The sequence below is a fragment of the Deltaproteobacteria bacterium genome (assembly GCA_016874775.1).
Classification (GTDB): Bacteria; Desulfobacterota; Binatia; order Bin18; family Bin18; genus VGTJ01.
In genome coordinates, this window is sequence record VGTJ01000136.1 from 1 (window position 1) to 18058 (window position 18058).

Sequence of the window (18058 nt, forward strand, 5' to 3'; positions counted from 1 at the left end):
GGGCGGCGCGGGCACAGCGCAATCACTTAGCATGTTGTTATCATGCGTGGGTATCCTTGAAAGTGAAAGCTCAAGAACTGGGCCAGACCCTGTATGCCGTGCGGGAGAGTTTGTTTAGTCATTACCTTCGCGCTGAACTACAAAACCCTCATGTCACGGCTTGTTAAGGTCCAAAGCGTAAGTCCTGTATAGTGAACTCTACGGAGGAATTTGAGTACCTGGGTGTCACAAGGTGCTCACCCTTGCGCAACCCCCATTTGCTCCCTACAAAGATGGACGTGACTGATGCGTTCCCAGCTTCGCAATTGCCTCGTGCTCCCGAGTATATGCCATATAAAAGTGGACGTTTCCGTTTGGCGATGGGGCTCCTCCCGCTTGATCTCCACGACTGGCTTGAGCCGGACGATCGTATAGCAATCGAACTCGCCGAGAAGGAACGTTTGCTGTGTGAGCGTCACAGCGAGGTTTTTGCTGCGCTCCCTGAGGCCTTAGCGGGTTCAACTGAAGTCCTTGAACTTTTGCTCAACTACCTGCCAACGCGGTTTGCCGCATGGGTTCGACGTGACGGCAATGTGCTTCGTAACCTTGTGACGCAGCAAACCTGGGATATATCACAAAACGTGCTACACCCACTTGATCTGGCAGGACGGTTAGTGCAGGAAGATTTGTGTCTGATGCAACCCAATCCAGCGACGGGTCTGTATCATCTTGTTGGTGCGTCACTGTGTTTCCCGACACGCTGGCGGCTGGCGGATAAAATCGGCAAGCCGCTTAACCTGGTGCATGAACCGGTACCAGGCTATGAGGAAGAGCTTGCTTTGAAGATGGACCGCTTTTTCGTTCGGCTCAAAGCGGACAAACCAGTCTGGCGGGCAAATTGGGGGTTGATTGATGATCCGACGCTTTTTCAGCCTACAGGACATGGTCGTAAGGGATTAAACACCGACATCACGATTGAGAATGCTGGCGACACGCTCTGGTTGCGGATGGAACGACAAACTCTACGCCGCTTGCCGCGCTCACAAAGTATTTTATTCACTATTCGTGTCTATGTCCGACCGTTACGCGAGTTGGCCACTCAGCCTGAACGCGCGACTGAATTAGCGTCGACTATTCGCACCATGCCCGAACCGATGCAGCTATACAAAAGTTTGCCGCCGTTCCAGGATGCAGTCCTGGGCTGGCTTGATCGGGTAGCATTGTCACAGACTGAGAATTCATTACCTATTTCGTAAGGAAAATACTATGAATGAGATTGATTTTCACGGAAAGAACGCCCTGGTTGTTGGTGGCTCAAGCGGAATCGGCAACGGCATAGCCCGCGTATTTCGCGATCATGGTGCGACGGTATTCGTCAGTGGTACCCGTGCCTCAGCAGCGGACTACAACAAAGACGATGACGGGGCAGATTTCACCGGCATGACCTATTTCCAATGGGATGTCTCAGACGACAAGGTTGTTGAGAATCTCAAGCCACCGTTTTCAACGCTCGATACGCTGGTCCTCTCGCAAGGCATCGTCATGTACAAACGCGCCGAGTTTGAGATGCCGAACTTTCGCAAAGTGGTCGATGTCAATCTGATGAGCGTGATGAGTTGCTTGATGAAGTTCCATGAAATGTTGAAAGCGAGCAAAGGCACGGTCGTTATTGTCGGCTCTGGCGCGAGCTTTCATGCGGTGTTTGGCAATCCCGCGTATAGTGCCAGTAAAGGGGCATTGGTGACGTTGACGAAGTCATTAGGGGAAGCCTGGGCGACCGATGGCATTCGCGTGAATGGCATCGCGCCCGGATTAGTAGCGACCAAGATCACCAAAGTGACTTGGGACCATCCCCGTCGCTACGAGGACTCACTCGATGATATTCCGCTCCATCGTTGGGGCACGCCAGAAGAGATGGGCGGTGTCTCGCTTTTCCTTGCGTCCCCGCTGTCGTCGTACATCACCGGGCAGATGCTTGTTGTCGATGGAGGGATGTATTTGTCGTGAGGAATGAAGCGTCGCTGATTACGCGGCTTTTTTAATTCGCACGGGGCGGATCAACACCTCTGCAGAGATTCCAAGTTTCTCGTGCAGACGGCGGATCATATTAATGGAGAGACCTCGACGACGGTTCAGTACCTCAGCTACTCTGGTACGACTACCAAAGATTCCTTCAAGGTCCTTACGGGTTAATCCTTGTTGTTCGGCGCGAAACTTAATCGCTTCGATCGGATCAGGAGGGTCCATCGGGTAGTGTTCGTCTTCGTACGCTTCTACTAGCGTAGCAAGAATGTCGAGCCGGTCGCCTTCCACCGTGCCTCGCTTGGCTCCCCACAACCGCTCTATTTCTGTTAGAGCACCATTATAATCTGCTTCAGTCCTGATTGGTTTAAGGCTTTTCATATTTGACTTCTTTAACATCGATGGAGTCATAAGCTCTATGAGTACCGACCCATTTAATCCACACGATACTCTTCTCAAAGTCGACAGATACGACTAGCCGATAGTCGTTCCCCTTGATATTGAAAACAATCCGTTCTGCAGTTGCGACACTCGCTGTTGCATATTGGCGCTTCACATCGGAAGTACTCTTCCATTTGGCTTTTCGTACTTCGTCGAACCAAGCATCAAGCGCGCCTTTCAAAGCTGTGTAGTCTTTATGGCCTTTTCGTGACTCTATAAATCTTTGCAGCGTTCGACGAGCAACAATCCGCACTTGGCAACGCTATCATGCACCTGTCGGGGGAACAAGCGATGACTTGATGCCTTTAGAAAGATCCAAGAAAATCAACCGTCCGCTCAAACGCGCCAGGCTCGGCGTGGAAGACAAAGGCACAGAGGTCAGTCACGCCAATATCTTCGAGTCGTTTGAGTTCACCTTTCACAGTCGCGGGATCACCAACCAGTGCCACATCAACCGGCTCGGCGGCACCGCCACGATCGAGCATAGTGCGATAGGCTGGTAGGTCGCGATAAATCGCGAAGACCTTGGCAGCGACTTCACGCGCTTTGATGGTGTCGTTGGCGATAGCGATCGGCATTCCGGCAATCACTCGTGGTGCGGCGTTACCTGCGTCGCGAGCGGCTGTCGTGATGCGTGGCACGACGTGTTCTTTGAGTGCTTTGTGACCGGCCATCCAGGTCAGAGTTCCAGCAGCTTCACGACCGCAAAGTTCCAACATCTTCGGTCCGAGTGCCGCCATGATGATCGGCACCGGTGTTGCTCCTGGTGGTTTTAGCTCCAGATTTACGCGGTACTCTTCTCCACGATATTTGACCGGCTCTCCGCGTAGGAGTGGTTTAATCACTGCAAGATACTCTTTCATGTGCGATACGCGCCGCGCGTAAGACATACCGAGCATCTTTTCAATCACCACTTGATGGGAGAGTCCGATACCAAGGGTAAAACGTCCGTGACTGGCCACTTGCGTCGTTAATGCTTGTTGGGCAATGGCGTAAGGATGGCGCGGATAGGTCGGCACAACAGCGGTACCCAGCTCGATGCGTTTGGTTTCCCGTCCGACCAAGCCAAGCACGTTGATCGCATCATAGGCAAAGATATTGGCCATCCAGCCAGATGAGAGACCCGCAGCTTCAATGCGCTGGGCTCGTTGAATGATCTCATCTAACGTTGGTGACTCGCCTGCCCCTTCGCCAATCATCATGCCAATTCGCATTGTTCGTACTCCCTTCGCGCAAAACTCCTCACTGGTGCCGCACCATAGCAAAGACACTCCAGAGAGACGATGGACCTACCGCAAGAACTTTGCTACAGGCGGAGGACCTTATGAGGAGGGAGCGCAATGAAATTCGGTCTGCTGTACATTCCCGACTATTATCCCGCACGTCATCAATCTGCGACGCAATACTATGGCGAGATGATGACACAGATCCAATATGCTGAGGAACTCGGCTTTGATGGTGTGTTTTTCGCCGAACATTATATTGGTGGATATTCGTTTCCGTCACCGCCGGTATTTGCCACTGCAGTGGCGCAGCGGACCAAGCGTATTCGGTTAGGAACTGGTGTCACGCTCTTGCCGCTCAATAACCCGATTCGTACAGCGGAAGAGTATGCGATGCTTGATGTCCTCAGTAATGGACGACTCGACTTCGGCGTCGGACGTGGTGTACTCAAAGCAGAATACGAACTCTTTGGCATTGACGAGGCCGAAAGCCAGGGGCGATTTCACGAGGCACTGGATGTAATCCTTAAGGCATGGACGCAAGAATCCGTCTCTCATGTTGGAAAGTATTTCACCGTTAACGAGGTCTTGTCTTTACCAAAACCAGTGCAGACTCCGCATCCGCCGATCTGGGCAGCATGTGCATTTACTCCTGATAGCTTCACCTGGGCTGGCGAAAGAGGCTTCCATGCAATGCTGACGCCGTTTGCCTATGTCCGCCATGAAGAGTTGCAAGCAAAGCTGGAATTGTATTGGACAGCCATGAACAAGGCTGGACATGTTGCAGCAAATCGAGAAGTGCTCGGGGTCTATCATCTGTACATTGCCGACACCGATGCCCAAGCACACGAAGTCGCCGGAAAACACTTCATGCAATACCTGCGCTTCTTTGGTGAATTAGACCGCAAGGCCGCGTTTCAATCCAAAGATTATGCCGTGTATCAAGGCGGGTTAACCAAAGTGATGGGTGGAGCGACATATGATGATATGGATAAGGCTGACTGCATGATCTTTGGCAGCCCGGAACGATGCATCAAACGCCTGCAGCGTGCGCAGAAAGACTATCGCCTAACCTATCCGATTTTTGAGGTGAACTTCGGTGGCTTTCCGCATGAGCAAGTGATGCGGTCAATGGAGCGTTTTGCCAAAGAAGTGATGCCACATCTGCGGTGATTATCGATCAGGAAGAAGTTGACAGATCCAACGCGAAAGAGAGCGCATTCTTGATCTTGTTCATTATTTCATTAGGAAGAGTACCAAGTTTGCGCTCCAGACGTGCTTTGGGTATAGAGCCAATCCCCTGGACATTTGCAATAGAATCTTGATTGAGGAAAGAAAGCTTTGGAAGCACGACCTCATAAGAGCTTTGGCGATTTTGGGTTGTTAATGGAACGTAAATAATCAAAGCTCGCGGTGGGTCAGGATCATCACGCGACACAATCACGACTGGCCGCGTTTTTGCCGCCAATCCAAGATCAGCTAACCATACTTCACCTGGTTGGGGGTTCATCAAGCATATCCAGTACTTCTTGCTCTACAACTCGCGCCCGCATGAGATCCAATGCATCTTGGTCGGCCAAGTCGATAATCTCGGCGATGCGTTGTCTGACTTGTTCTGCTGTAATCGGTGTCCATTCGCGCAGCTTTGCATCCAATTGTTCAGCTAAGATGTCCATAGGGTCTTCTCGCGCTTACAGATCACGCAACACGTAACACGTGATACGTACTGCGTGTTGCGTGATCCTTATACCATTGGTTCCGTACTATTCCTTAGCGATTCACCTGCACCGGCGGAGTCGTTTCACTCAGCTTCTTCAGGACTTCTTCGTCGGTCATTTTCAGCACGGCATTATTCGGCGCCGGGAAATTGATCATGATCTTGCTCTTCGCCGGATCAACTTGCGGCACCTTGCCGCCTTTTGACTCGAATGCTGCCGGAGCTTTGTAGCGTTTCACTTCCTCTGGGCTGATGCCCGCGAGTTTGCACACTTCAGGATCAATCCACGCTTCGGCGTCAATCGCCTGTCCTTCTGAAGTAGAGAACTCCAGCATCAAGCCTTCGGGACCAGCAAAATAGATCGATTTGCAAAACCCGTGATCGATCGGTCCCATCACCCAATAGCCACGGTCACGCACCCGGTCACGCATAGTGAGCAAATCGGCTTCGGTATCAACGTTCATGGCGATGTGCTGCATCGCCCCAGGAGCAACGGGAGCAGCGGTCCAAGATGGATGGGACACGCCGGTGATCGGTTGGATCTCGCCAACTTCTGGCCCTTGGACAAAGGCGATCGACGAGCTATCGCCCATTTTGACAAAGCCATGGAACGTGTTTTTCACACCATGCATCCAGTAGAGCGCGACCAGTTCCATACCACATACGTCAGTAAAGAACTCAATTTGTTTCTTGATGTCTTTGGTGCAAATCGCCAGGTGATGAATTCCGTTCGGCAGACCCATAAAGCCCTCCTTGGTAAAAGTGCAAAAATCGCTGTTCCCGAAGCATTCCACTGGAATCTTGGGAAATCAAGGCGGGAACGTCGTCACAGACCTGCAATAGACCTCTCGGACGAAGTTTGTTAGAGGCGAAGAGAACAGGTAGGATCAGAGCGGGGAGAATACCACATGTCGAAACAAGACGACCTTATGCGCGCCTGGGTACGGTATCCAGAACGCTGGCAACAACTTTGGAACGTGTGCGAGCAAGGAGGAGGGCGCTATACGCGCGGCGTGTTCGTCGTCAACGGCAAAGCAGAAAAGCCGCAGCAGCAGAAAACTCCAGGGCAGATAATCGCTGAGATGTTGAAAAGTGAGCCGATGGGGTATTTATCGTAGCTCTCGGAGCTATGGATGCGTCTGAAGCTTTGGAAAGGAATCCGCGTAATGCGTAAAACGTAATACGTAACCACCTCCCCTCCTCTTACGTTTTACGCATTACGTTTTATCTTCTGTTTCATGACCTCTACAACCAAACAACTCACATCCGACCAGCTCACTCCACTTCTTGCCGATTTCATCACACGTTCCTCGCACGCCCGGCAAGTGCAAATCAAAGACCTGCGCCTTCTCACTGGTGGTGCGTCACGACAGACGTGGTCGTTTGATGCCACGATCGAGCAAGCCAATGGACAGAGCGAGACCTTGCCGTTGATCCTTCGTAGCGATCCGCACGACGGACCACAGTCAGAAATGGACCGCACGTTGGAGTATCGTCTGATCGAAACTGTTCATGCAGCGGGCGTGCTCGCGCCGAAGCCGTATTTTCTCGGGGATGACAGCCTTGGAGTGCCGTTCTTTATTATGGAGCGGATCGAGGGTGAGACGATCGTGCGCCGCTTGTTTCGTGATCCCAGTTTTGCTGAAGCTCGGAAAATCATGGCCCAGCAACTTGGTGCACGACTCGCTCGTATTCACCGCATTCCCAGTGAGAAGTATACGCATCTGGGTTTGGCCGCACCGCAAGAAAGTCGCTCGCCAGCTGAGGAAGAGATCAAACGCTACGAAGATATGTACGCTGAGCGGGCACGCGAGCCGCATCTTGCGTTTGAACTCGCGTTCCGTTGGTTACGCCAGCATATCCCGGTGAAACAAGAGCAGGTACTTGTACACGGTGACTACCGCATGGGCAATGTGATCTTTGGTCCGGACGGCGTGCGGTCGATTCTCGATTGGGAGCTTTCACATGTTGGCGATCCGATCGAAGACCTCGGCTGGATGTGCGTACGCTCATGGCGCTTTGGTAACGACGAGTTACCTGTGGGCGGTGTCGGCAAGCGAGAAGATTTCTGGCGTGCATACGAAGAGGCCGGTGGTTATCCGGTTGATCCGACTCGTGCCCATTTCTGGGAAATTTTCGGAAACCTGCGCTGGGGGATCTTATGCCTCACGCTCACGCAGCCATTTTTGGATAGGCTCAATCCCAGTGTGGAGCTCGCAGCGATTGGTCGTCGGACGGTCGAAACTGAGTGGGAACTGCTGCACTTGATGGAGGAATAATGCAAGATCGTCCAACGATGATGGAATACTTACAGGCAGTGACGCACTTCCTTGATGAAGAAGCCGTGCCAAACCTCAGTGGGTCACGACAGTTCTATGGTCGAGTGGCAGCGAATGTTTTACGTGCCGTGATGCGTGAACTAGAGAACGAAGAGCACGATCTGTTTGCTGAGTGGGAACGGCTGAATCAACTGCTTGCACCGCTGCTACGGCCAGAGTCTCTCTCAGCCCTGCGTACAGCAATCCAGCAACGGACCCAGGAACTGTGCCAACGCATTCGCAATGGCGATGCTGATGCTGGTGCCTATCGACAACAAGTTTTGGCACATGTCCGAGAGTCAGTCCGAGAAAAACTGCTAGTGAACAATCCACAGTGGATTAACCTACCAGCTTCACTTTGAACTTGATTGTATCGCCTGTATCACTTAGACTGCCATGTATTATTTCTCATCTTTCAGCTTTCTTCCTTGTTTAGGTCTTTACTATTCCAATGTGTTGGAAAGCACGAAAAGAAGGGTGTTTATGCGTAAAATATTGTTCTCTCTGTTAACAGCAGTGTGGTTTCTGACTGGTTCTTCCGTATTTGCTGCGGACCCGACTACAGATGATCAGAAAACGATGTACGCGCTTGGCGTAGCGATGAGCCAGTCTTTAGGCGTCTTTAACCTGAGTGAAGCCGAGCTAGAGATGGTGAAGAATGGGTTGACTGACGGGGTGCTGAAGAAGCCGCAAAAAGTCAATGTGCAGGAATTCATGCCCAAGCTTCAGCAACTCCAGCAGACTCGTTTCGCAGCCGCCTCTGAAGCTGAGAAAAAAGCTGGAGCAGAATTCCTGACCAAAGCTGCGGCAGAGAAAGGCGCCGTAAAGACGAATTCTGGACTGGTGTACTCCACCGTTAAAGAAGGAACCGGTGCTTCACCCAAGGCGACAGACACGGTGAAAGTCCATTATCATGGCACCCTCACAGACGGTTCGGTGTTCGATAGCTCGGTAGACCGCAAACAACCAGCGACGTTTCCGCTGAATGGTGTCATTCCCTGTTGGACAGAGGGGGTCCAGAAGATGAAGGTTGGTGAAAAAGCCCGGTTAGTCTGTCCGTCTGCGATTGCCTATGGCGACCGTGGTGCACCACCGAGAATCAAACCCGGAGCAACGCTGGTCTTTGAGGTTGAATTGCTAGGTATCGAAACTCCTGCTGCAAGTGAAAGCAAGAAAATTGAAATTCCTACGGGGGAGGGGAAGAAGTAACTACCAAGTAGTCAGTAGTCAGCATTCAGTAGTCAGTAGTCAGTAGAGAAGACAAAAACTCATGCTGGCTACTGACTACTTCCTCATCCGCACGCCAACGCATACACATCTTGTTTCGCCGTTGGCAGCGGATACTCCGCCCAGGTTGCACCACCATCTTGCGTTCCAATCACTTGCCCCTTACGTGTAGCACAGTAGATGACTTTTTCATTTCTCGGACTGAGAGCAACCGTCATCATCGTGCTTTTCACTGGTACGCCATGATCGAAGCGTTGCCAGCTTTGTCCTAAATCTGGACTACGATAGAGCGAGCCCGCGTTACTCATCGCTGCCGGGCTAAGCGCAGCGTATAACATGTTCGGATTCTGTGGTGCCACTTGCACGTCACGCGCGTATGATAGCGGTGAGTGTTTCCAGATCTCCATCTCTTGCCACGTGGTCCCGCGATCGGCACTGCAGAAGAGTCCCATACGGGTCGCCAAAAATACCGTGCCTGGTCGTGCTGCGCTGACACTCAGGGCGTGAGAATCCATCATGCCTTCGGCTTGTGTGTCACTAATCAATTGGCTTTTGAGATGCTCTTGTTCTGTGAATTTGAGTAATGGCCTGGTGCAGTCGTCCCAGGTTTCACCACCGTCGAGGCTACGAATCACGCCACCGACTTCGAGTCCTGCATAGATCTCATTGGGATTGTTCGGATCTGCACTCATGCGGATTACACGACAGGGAAAACCCATCTTCACCATGCCGACCGGTTCGATGAGCGATAACTTGCGCCAACTATCGCCGCCGTCGTCACTACGATAGATCGCTGGCGGCGCTGCGCCCACATAGAGAGTTTGGGGATTGCGTGGATGAAAGAGCATCGACCACACCACCATACCTGCGTCAGGCAGATTGAGTCGCTCCCAGTGATCACCGCCATCGTTGCTGCGATAGGGGCCATCTTGGGTGCCGATGTATACAATCTGTGAATTTTGTGGATGAATGGCGATAGCACGAATTTCTGCTTTGGTTGGCAGCCCATTGGTCAACAACTGCCATTCGCCACTTCCGATTGCATGACGAAACAAACCGCCGGGGTGGTCGGTTGGGCTCGCGCCGCTCCATGGTGCGGCTCCTGCGTATACATATTGCGTCATGGTGTTATCCTCCTTTTCACTGGAGAAAGGTATGAGATTTTGCTATGGCTCTCAAGCCATGCTGTTGGTTATACGGAAAAGTGAGGAAATGCGATGGCGAAACATAAAATGCTGGTAGCTGGAGCGTCCGGTCTCGTTGGCTTTGCCGCAGTGAAACATTTCCATTCCTTGCCGGATTGGGATGTGGTCGGGGTTTCCCGGCGGATTCCGAGTGGACTTGAGGGCACGACACTGATTTCGATTGATTTGACTGACACGGCTCGATGCGCAGAAGTGTTTGGCAAAATGTCGGATGTCACCCATGTTGTCTACGCTGCGCTCTATGAGAAACCAGGTCTGGTTAAAGGCTGGCGTGAACGCGATCAAATGGAGACCAATCTGGCGATGTTGCAAAATCTCTTTGCGCCACTGCAGAAGGTCGCGAAAAACTTGCAGCATGTGACATTGTTGCAAGGCACCAAAGCGTATGGTGCGCATATTGAGCCGTTCCCGGTACCCGCGCGTGAACGTTGGCCGCGGCATCAACACGAGAATTTTTACTGGCTGCAGGAAGATTATCTGCGTGACCAGCAGAAGGGGAAGAGCTGGCATTGGACGGTGTTGCGGCCACAGATTATTTTCGGTGAATCACTTGGCAGTAACATGAACGCGATTCCGGCGATCGGTGTCTATGCTGCACTGTTGAAAGAGAAAGGGCTGCCATTGTCGTTTCCCGGTGGAGCCCAAGCACTGGCGGAAGCTGTCGATGCTGATTTACTCGCGAAGATGTGCGAGTGGGCGGCGACATCACCAACGAGTCGCAATGAAATCTTTAACGCAACCAACGGTGACGTGTTTATCTGGCAAAATGTCTGGCCGACGATTGCTGATGCCTTTGGGATGGAAGTCGGTCCTCCTACGCCCCTATCTCTTACCGAAGAAATGCCGAAGCGCGATGCGGAGTGGGCGGCAATTGTGAAGAAGTATAATCTACGTGCCCCAGCGAGCGTCAAGGATTACGTGGGGCAGTCTTTTATTTTCACTGATCTGATTTTTGCCTATGGAGCAGAGAAACTCGTCCCGACCATGCTCGTCAGCACGATCAAGGCACGGCAAGCAGGATTCTCTGACTGTATGGATACCGAAGATATGTTTCGCAAATGGTTCCGCCATTTTCAGGAGCACCGGCTCTTGCCACCAGTGGGGAAGAACTGAGAAGAAGAAATCGTAAAACGTAATGCGTAACCGCCCTGCCCCTTCCCTTTTACGTTTTACATATTTACGTTTTACGGATTACGTATCACGTGTAAGGAGCTTCATCATGAGACTTGCAAACAAAGTCGCCGTCATCACCGGAGGTGCGAGCGGTATGGGCCGTGCCACCGTCATGCGCTTTCTCGCGGAAGGCGCAAAGGTTGTCGTTGCCGATTTTAACGAAAAGAACGGCCAGGACACATTGGCACAAGCCAAGAAAGCTGGCCAAGAGAAGAACGTCCGCTTTATTCGTACCGATGTCGCCAAGGAGACTGATGTCATTGCGATGATCGATTGCGCGACCTCACAGTTTGGTCGACTGGACATCGTCTTCAATAACGCTGGGGTCGGTGGCGTGGTTGGTCCAATCTGGGACGTTACCGAAGAAGAGTGGGATTATACGTTCGCTGTCCTCACAAAAGGCGTCTTCTTTGGCATTAAACACGCCGCGCGTGTACTACGTCAGCAAGGGCAGGGTGGATCGATTATTAACACTGCGTCCACTGCCGGATTGAGCGGTGGTTCTGGCCCGTTAGTGTACTCGGCTGCGAAAGCGGCAGTGATCAACCTGACAAAAGCCGCAGCGGTCCAATTGGCGCCGGATCGCATCCATGTCAATGCGATTTGTCCGGGGGGGATTCTTACTGGTTTGACGGATCAAGGAAATACAGAAGCAGCAGCCAAAGGACTTGATACGTTCCAGCCCTGGCCTGACCACGGCGTCGGCGATGACATTGCTGGTACTGCTCTTTTTCTTGCGAGTGATGATTCACGATTTGTGACAGGTGAAGCAATAGTGGTTGATGGTGGTCTCACTGCGATTGGACCAGACATGTGGCGACGGTTTGGCATTACACAAGAAGTGCACGCCAAGAAAAGTCGCGTGAATCGTGGCAGTACCGGCGAAGCCTGGACTTCTCGCCCGCTTAAATAGGTTGAAGAGGATTTTCTCGCATGAAACGTTCCAGATAAACGCCGTCTCTGCTTCGACACGCTCAGTACGAACGGCGCGTCTTGCCCGCTTTCGGAATCCAATCCGTTCGCCCTGAGCCTGTCGAAGAGTGAACGCGTGCGCTCACAAGAAGAGCACTTTATGCTTACGCGCTTACGTGAATCCGATCGCCAACAACTGAGAGCCCTACTCAATCAGCTTCCCCCATCTTCTCGTCCATTCTTGGAACAAAGCCTGACCGCTGCAGCAACATCCGATTTTCGACTGCTGCCTGGCGTGTTACCACTGATCGGTCCTACGCTGCATTTGCTTCCTGCCGATAGTTGCGCAGTCATACTTGAACGGGTGGCTCGGCTTGCGCAGGTGTTCCCGACGGGAATCGTCCCTCTTTTTCGCACACTGAGCCGCGTGTTCGATGAGGGTGGAGAACAGCGAACTCTGGAATGGCTAGACGCAGGGGAGCTGGTCGGGCGACGCAACACCGAGGCCGGGACAGCCTTCTTTGCTTTGCGCTCACGCACGAGTCTGCTGGCCCTTCGAGGGATGCCCGCAGCAGTCTATCTCGGCGATGTGCAAAGTTTGCTGCTGAAGTTCCTGCACATGCTGAGTGGTGCGGTGGTTGGCCTGACCGAGACCGATCGTATTGCTGTCCCGCCTCCGTTAGCGATCGAAGTCGAGGATAGCGTGCTGATGCCCCTGCCGTTCTGCATCGAGCGCTTTCCGACGTATGAGGACAATTTTCGTCTCTATCGGGTCTTGGTCGCTCACCACGCGGCACGGATCGAGTTTGGGACCTACACCTGTTCGCCGTTGGCCTTATGGGCAACACTCGGGCCACTGCTCCAAAGTGTGAACCATCGTAGGAAGGTCGCTCCGACTGATGATCTCATGGAGTTTTTCAAACTCTTTCCACGCCCTGATCTGATTGAGGCGATGTTTCTCACCGTTGAAGGAAAACGGATCGTTCCGCACCTCGTTACACGATATCCGGGACTGCAGGAAGACTTCGCCTGGGCAGAGTCGCTCATCGGCCTCTCGCGACCAGAAATCGTGGTCATTCTCACGCAGATGCCAGATTCTGTCTGGACTGACCTCACGACAAAAGGGACGGTTTCGGATTCTTTGGTACTGGCAGCCAAGCTGTATATGGAGTTCTTACGTGATGAGCAGAGCCTTTTTATGGATCGTGATAACTCCCGGTTTCACAATACTGGGTTTGACGATGAAGACCGAGCCGGATTTATCACAGGAAGTGAACTGGAAGGCGAAAAAGAAGAGCAACAGCAAGCCGACGATGGCCAGGTTGAACAACGTCGACGTACGCTGACCACCGCCGATTTACGGTATCTTTACGATGAATGGGACTTTGAAATTGAAGACTATCGTCCGCATTGGTGTGAACTGCGAGAGATCCCCCTCGAAAGCGATGAGGGTGGTTTCTTCTCCCGAACGGTGATGACGCATGCAGATTTAATCCGTGGTATCAAACGCGAGTTCCAACGATTGCGCCCACGTATGTATCTGCAAGTGAAAGGGCTTGAAGACGGCGAAGAGATCGATCTCAACGCGACAGTGAATGCACGAGTTGATCATTTACTCGGTAACTCTCCCACGACGAAAGTCTACACGGCTCGGCAGTCGATTGAGCGGGATGTGGCGGTGCTCTTCCTCCTCGATGTCAGTGCATCAACCGCCGGACAGGCCGTGAATGACCCCGAGGCTCCAGCTGTACCTACGCAGCAAACTGGCCCCCCAATCATTGACATCGTCAAAGAGGCGGTGACGCTTCTTGCCGTTGCCTTAGAGGAAATCGGTGACACGTATGCAATCTACGGCTTTTCGAGCAATGGTCGGTACGACGTCGAGGTCTATCCAGTCAAAACCTTCAAAGATCCATTGTCACCCGAAGTCCAAGGCCGCATTGGTGGGTTGACGTCACGCGGCGGAACGCGCATGGGAACGGCAGTACGTCATGCGATTCGTACGATGAAAGGACTTTCGAGTAGAACCAAACTCCTTGTGCTCCTTAGTGATGGCTATCCTGAAGATGCTGGATACGGGAAGCCGGTGACGCCGCCGACTTATGGTTTGCGAGATACCGCGATGGCATTACGTGAGGCGGAGCGCAGTGGCATCGTGCCGTTTTGCCTGACGGTGGACAAAGGCGGGCACGATTATTTGCGTGAAATGTGTGCGTCGTCACGCTATATGGTAATCGAGGATCTGCTGTCACTCCCGCGTGAATTGCCGAAGATTTATCAACGGCATATTCGTGGGCAGCGGACTTAGTGAATTGGGCAATCAGTACTGCCGTAGGACCCGGTGCCATCGCCAACGCTTACAGATTTCAACCAAGAGATGCAGTTCGATCACACGTGCGCCAAGCTTTGCTTTGAAACGAGCCGCTGGCACATTAAAGAGGACAGTAGTGCTGTAACACGTGTCCTTCCCTAGTTTTGCGAGTTCTTCGTACATGCGCTGTCGCATGACCGGTGCAAGCCCGCTTCCTCGCATTGCTTCTACTGTGAAAGCGTCAAACAGATAGGCTTCGTTCGCCTGCAGGTGAAATAAGGGATAATCCTCAAACCGACACAGGCTGAGATCACACCATGTGAAAGCAAAAGGAGTTCCTTGACGAAGGATGCCAAGGCAATGGTTCCCTTGACGTAATCGCTGTTGGAGATCGGTGATGGTCGGCGGCCGTCCTGGAATAGCGGCAAGAGCAGGCATATCTTCGGCAACCAGGAATCGGACTTGGTCCTCATCGGTGAGCGCCATCGTTGACGGACGCTGCCTAGCCGCAAGCCCTTCTCTCACCAGATGAAACGGTTCTATTCTCACTCCAAGTTTGGCGACAGTATCGATCAGGATTCGGAGGAAAGCCTGATGCAGTGGTAGCCCCTGCATATAGTAGTGAACCTTCGCTCGGGTTCTGCGTAAGAGCGGGTTTCCCATCAATGCCTCTACTGAGAGAGTGTGGCGAGAGCAGAAGGGTGCTGCAATGAACGAGATTTTCGCACTGCTTTAGCGGCCACAAAACTTCCAGTGAAATATCGCCAACGCGTGTATTCAAACCGTTGTGCAGCAATGAGTCCTTGTTGGATAAGGCGAGTAAACAGCGGCCAATGCAGGATCCGCGCTAATCGGACGATAGCGACGGCGACAAGTCGGGGATTGTGTAAGATCGCAGTGGTATCTTCGACTGTGAATCCCGCGGCTTCGAGTTCTGTGCATAATTCCTTTATCGTGTACGAACGACCAAGATAGTATGGTGTGAGTTTCAATCGGTTGGCGAGACGTAAGAGTGGATCAAAAATGTTCTGACGATTATCAAGGGTGATAATAAGTCGCCCTTCTGGAGAGAGAACGCGTGCCAGTTCGCGCAAACTCTTGCCGAGATCACTGGGGTCAGGGAAATGATCGAGAGTTGAAGGAGAGATAATCAGGGCAAATGAACTATCGGCAAACGGGAGATGACGAACGTCAGCCACAAGATGTGCGTTGGTAGGGAGCGTGCTGTTTGCCTGAGCACGATGTGTGATAGTAACAGCAACGTCCATACCGACCGTAAGCCCGTGCGCGCTGCTCAGCTCGGGTAGGAGAGAGTCTGCACCCATCGCTTCCTCAAACAGGTCGGTCTTGAGCACCCGCCCTTGCTTTGGGAGGCCGCCCCGCCGCTCGATAAGTGACAGGTGTGCTTGCTTCTTCAGCTTGCCAAGGAACGCATCAAGATAATGGTTTTCGCGTCGAAATGATTGGGCAATATGATCCCAGGAGACTGCCTTCGACTGGCAAGACGAAAAGCTGAGCGAACGTATCCCTTCTTTGACGCGACAAGAACCACGTCGCCACTTGCCGAGCTTGATATACCCCATCGCAGCGAAAAGATGGTATTGAGTTTTCTTCGCATGCCGAAGACTCGCTGTGTTTTCTGGCATGATGACCGTAACGACGCGGTTGAGCGTCCTCTCCAACTTACGATTCCTCTGGCAAGGGTACTGATGCTAACGCCGATGCGTCTGCTCCTTTGTAAAGGCGAACCGGAACCTCGCGTTCAGTGAATCGCTGAGGTGACTGTTCCGCTTCATGATATTCCTGCTCTGTATTGACCGACCATACCTCGTATGTGCCCCCACACACATTGCGAGCAGCATATATCCCCGTGAGCATTGAGTGGTCTTGGTTGTTGTAGCGATGTAGTCCGTTCCGTCCAATGGGTTGTAGGTTCGTGAATGTTGCCAGATAGTGGCGGAGCGTTGCGAGATTCTCTTGATAGCCGTGATCATATACAGGATAAGCTTTTGGCATTCTTACCACGGTCCCATCTTCGACGTCGGTTGGAGCGATCAGGCCGATGTGGCTACATTCACGGATACCGAGGGCGATGAGTTGCTCGTCGGTCCATTGCCACTCTCTATCGTGTTCCCAGAGAAAATATTCCAGTCCCAACGAGGTACGCGACGGGTCGGGAACCATATCTACGCTCCAATTCTTGTAGTTTTGGATGCGTCCAAGTTTCACCTCTGGTGAGTGAATATAGACCCAGTTATCAGGAAAAACTTCCGTGCGGTTAACGATGAGAATAACAGTTACGTAGTCGCGGTAGCGGAGGCGTTGCGCTGCACGCAGAATTGTATCAGGCGGAGCAGGATTCAGCGTGAAAACAAGATCACGTAATGGCATGGTCGATATGAAGTGGGGTCCCGAAAACTCCACGTGTTCGCCACGAGAAGTGCGGCCAATAATGGACTCAACCCGCCCATGCGTATGACGAATCTGTTCGACTCGTACTCCACGCAGCACGGAGGAGTGGTGATTGAGGAGGAGTTCCTCACAGCGCTCCCACATCATCCCAGGCCCAAGACGAGGATAGTGAAAAGCCTCGATCAACGTTGTGATGAGCTGTCCATCTTTCGTGTGTCTATGGTTGAAGAGGGCATTCCGTAGCGCTTCGCTGAGCGACAGATTTTTGATGCGTTGAGCAGCCCATTCCGCAGAGATTTCTGCACATGGCATCCCCCACACTTTTTCTGTGTAGGTCTTGAAGAAGATCTTATACAAGCGACGGCCAAACCGATTGGAGACCCATTGTTCAAAATTGATCTCCTGTTCATGCGGCAACATGCGCGCCCTGAGATAACTCAAACCCACGAGCAGTGCTTCAACCGGTCCCAACCCCACAAGGGCATTCATTGCTTTCAATGGATACGCGAAAAAGTGCCCCTGGTAATAAATACGCGACAAGCGCGGGCGAAACAGAAACTCGTCTCCGAGTATCTCTTTCCACAAGGCGTTAATCTGGGGAATCTTCGAGAAGAAGCGATGCCCCCCTATATCGAATCGGAAGTCTCGATAGCGAACGGTCCGTGAAAGTCCACCGACCAGGTTGTCTGCTTCGAGAACGATGGCAGATGCGCCAAATTTTGTCAGTTCATGGGCTGCGGTCAGACCTGCGGGCCCAGCACCAATAATCACGACTGGAGATTGTGACATTCCTTCCGCCTCCACTCCTCACCGCGATCAGGCTGCTGGATCCTCTGACCATGAGATCCGCTTGCGGTCGTGAGCGCCTCGCTTTGCGAGATATCGTAGACTACCAATGACAAACGCCAATTCACTATACGCATAATAGAACCAGTGCCACGGTAGTACCCGGATCGTGAACCAGAGTCCTCTGCTCTGAAAATTGCCTGCTTAGGCCACCACTGCCCATCCCTGTAAAGGTCTGAATCTTTCATGATTTCGCGGGTTCTGCTGAGATAGGCGCGTGTCGTGGGGAGAAACTCAAGTTCAGGGAGAGAGAAGGGAACACGCGATGATCT

General features: G+C 52.4%; 20 protein-coding genes. 10 read left to right on the top strand and 10 right to left on the bottom strand.

Annotated features, from left to right (window positions below; genetic code table 11):
• Positions 1-359: 359 nt before the first annotated feature.
• Together FJ147_20345 and FJ147_20350 are read left to right on the top strand one after the other, a co-directional pair.
• Complete coding sequence (locus FJ147_20345; protein MBM4258232.1) at positions 360-1235, top strand: DUF3445 domain-containing protein; 876 nt, start codon at positions 360-362, stop codon at positions 1233-1235.
• Positions 1236-1245: 10 nt separating this feature from the next.
• Entirely contained in the window at positions 1246-1986 is a 741-nt protein-coding gene (locus FJ147_20350) for an SDR family oxidoreductase (protein MBM4258233.1), read from the top strand.
• Positions 1987-2004: 18 nt separating this feature from the next.
• On the opposite strand, the gene FJ147_20355 is transcribed toward FJ147_20350, so the two are convergent.
• The 3 genes from FJ147_20355 to FJ147_20365 are packed head-to-tail and all read right to left on the bottom strand — an operon-like array spanning position 2005 to position 3656.
• Positions 2005-2382, bottom strand: coding sequence for a transcriptional regulator (locus tag FJ147_20355; GenBank protein ID MBM4258234.1), 378 nt, complete (start codon positions 2380-2382; stop codon positions 2005-2007).
• Positions 2369-2695, bottom strand: a complete 327-nt coding sequence (locus FJ147_20360) for a type II toxin-antitoxin system HigB family toxin (protein MBM4258235.1) — start codon at positions 2693-2695, stop codon at positions 2369-2371. Before FJ147_20360 ends, FJ147_20355 begins: the two co-directional genes overlap by 14 nt.
• 52 nt (positions 2696-2747) lie before the next feature.
• Positions 2748-3656, bottom strand: a complete 909-nt coding sequence (locus FJ147_20365) for a TIGR03564 family F420-dependent LLM class oxidoreductase (protein MBM4258236.1) — start codon at positions 3654-3656, stop codon at positions 2748-2750.
• A gap of 126 nt (positions 3657-3782) precedes the next feature.
• Between FJ147_20365 and FJ147_20370 the strand changes: the two genes are divergently transcribed.
• Positions 3783-4838, top strand: coding sequence for an LLM class flavin-dependent oxidoreductase (locus FJ147_20370; GenBank protein ID MBM4258237.1), 1056 nt, complete (start codon positions 3783-3785; stop codon positions 4836-4838).
• Positions 4839-4845: 7 nt separating this feature from the next.
• On the opposite strand, the gene FJ147_20375 is transcribed toward FJ147_20370, so the two are convergent.
• From FJ147_20375 to FJ147_20385, 3 genes are all read right to left on the bottom strand, one after another.
• On the bottom strand, positions 4846-5175 hold the full coding sequence (locus tag FJ147_20375; GenBank protein MBM4258238.1) for a type II toxin-antitoxin system PemK/MazF family toxin: 330 nt from the start codon (positions 5173-5175) through the stop codon (positions 4846-4848).
• Complete coding sequence (locus tag FJ147_20380) at positions 5156-5341, bottom strand: hypothetical protein (protein ID MBM4258239.1); 186 nt, start codon at positions 5339-5341, stop codon at positions 5156-5158. Before FJ147_20380 ends, FJ147_20375 begins: the two co-directional genes overlap by 20 nt.
• 94 nt (positions 5342-5435) lie before the next feature.
• A complete protein-coding gene (locus FJ147_20385) occupies positions 5436-6125 on the bottom strand; it encodes a VOC family protein (protein MBM4258240.1) in 690 nt (229 codons plus the stop codon).
• 165 nt (positions 6126-6290) lie between these two features.
• Between FJ147_20385 and FJ147_20390 the strand changes: the two genes are divergently transcribed.
• The 4 genes from FJ147_20390 (at position 6291) to FJ147_20405 (ending at position 8909) form a co-directional block, all read left to right on the top strand.
• Positions 6291-6500 (top strand): hypothetical protein, encoded by a 210-nt coding sequence (locus FJ147_20390; protein MBM4258241.1) that lies wholly within the window; start codon positions 6291-6293, stop codon positions 6498-6500.
• A gap of 120 nt (positions 6501-6620) precedes the next feature.
• Positions 6621-7661 carry a phosphotransferase family protein gene (locus tag FJ147_20395; GenBank protein MBM4258242.1) on the top strand — a complete coding sequence of 347 codons (1041 nt, stop codon included), beginning with the start codon at positions 6621-6623 and terminating at the stop codon, positions 7659-7661.
• Positions 7661-8062, top strand: coding sequence for a hypothetical protein (locus FJ147_20400; protein MBM4258243.1), 402 nt, complete (start codon positions 7661-7663; stop codon positions 8060-8062). Before FJ147_20395 ends, FJ147_20400 begins: the two co-directional genes overlap by 1 nt.
• A gap of 121 nt (positions 8063-8183) precedes the next feature.
• The gene (locus tag FJ147_20405) at positions 8184-8909 is read left to right on the top strand and encodes an FKBP-type peptidyl-prolyl cis-trans isomerase (GenBank protein MBM4258244.1); all 726 of its coding nucleotides are present in this window, start codon (positions 8184-8186) and stop codon (positions 8907-8909) included.
• Between the two features lie 83 nt (positions 8910-8992).
• Here FJ147_20405 and FJ147_20410 read toward each other — a convergent pair whose 3' ends face one another.
• Positions 8993-10051 (bottom strand): hypothetical protein, encoded by a 1059-nt coding sequence (locus tag FJ147_20410; protein MBM4258245.1) that lies wholly within the window; start codon positions 10049-10051, stop codon positions 8993-8995.
• A gap of 93 nt (positions 10052-10144) precedes the next feature.
• Here FJ147_20410 and FJ147_20415 point away from each other — a divergent pair, with 93 nt between their 5' ends.
• The 3 genes from FJ147_20415 to FJ147_20425 all read left to right on the top strand — a co-directional run bounded on the left by FJ147_20415 (position 10145) and on the right by FJ147_20425 (position 14525).
• Positions 10145-11245 carry an SDR family oxidoreductase gene (locus FJ147_20415; GenBank protein MBM4258246.1) on the top strand — a complete coding sequence of 367 codons (1101 nt, stop codon included), beginning with the start codon at positions 10145-10147 and terminating at the stop codon, positions 11243-11245.
• Positions 11246-11351: 106 nt separating this feature from the next.
• Positions 11352-12218 (top strand): SDR family oxidoreductase, encoded by an 867-nt coding sequence (locus FJ147_20420; GenBank protein ID MBM4258247.1) that lies wholly within the window; start codon positions 11352-11354, stop codon positions 12216-12218.
• A 159-nt stretch (positions 12219-12377) separates the two neighbouring features.
• The gene (locus tag FJ147_20425) at positions 12378-14525 is read left to right on the top strand and encodes a VWA domain-containing protein (protein MBM4258248.1); all 2148 of its coding nucleotides are present in this window, start codon (positions 12378-12380) and stop codon (positions 14523-14525) included.
• Positions 14526-14537: 12 nt separating this feature from the next.
• On the opposite strand, the gene FJ147_20430 is transcribed toward FJ147_20425, so the two are convergent.
• Genes FJ147_20430 through FJ147_20440 form a run of 3 tightly spaced genes read right to left on the bottom strand, consistent with a single transcriptional unit; the run spans position 14538 to position 17729 of the window.
• The gene (locus FJ147_20430; GenBank protein ID MBM4258249.1) at positions 14538-15191 is read right to left on the bottom strand and encodes a hypothetical protein; all 654 of its coding nucleotides are present in this window, start codon (positions 15189-15191) and stop codon (positions 14538-14540) included.
• 8 nt (positions 15192-15199) lie between these two features.
• Positions 15200-16210, bottom strand: a complete 1011-nt coding sequence (locus FJ147_20435) for a methyltransferase domain-containing protein (protein ID MBM4258250.1) — start codon at positions 16208-16210, stop codon at positions 15200-15202.
• 1 nt (position 16211) lies between these two features.
• A complete protein-coding gene (locus FJ147_20440; protein MBM4258251.1) occupies positions 16212-17729 on the bottom strand; it encodes an NAD(P)/FAD-dependent oxidoreductase in 1518 nt (505 codons plus the stop codon).
• Positions 17730-18058: the final 329 nt, after the last annotated feature.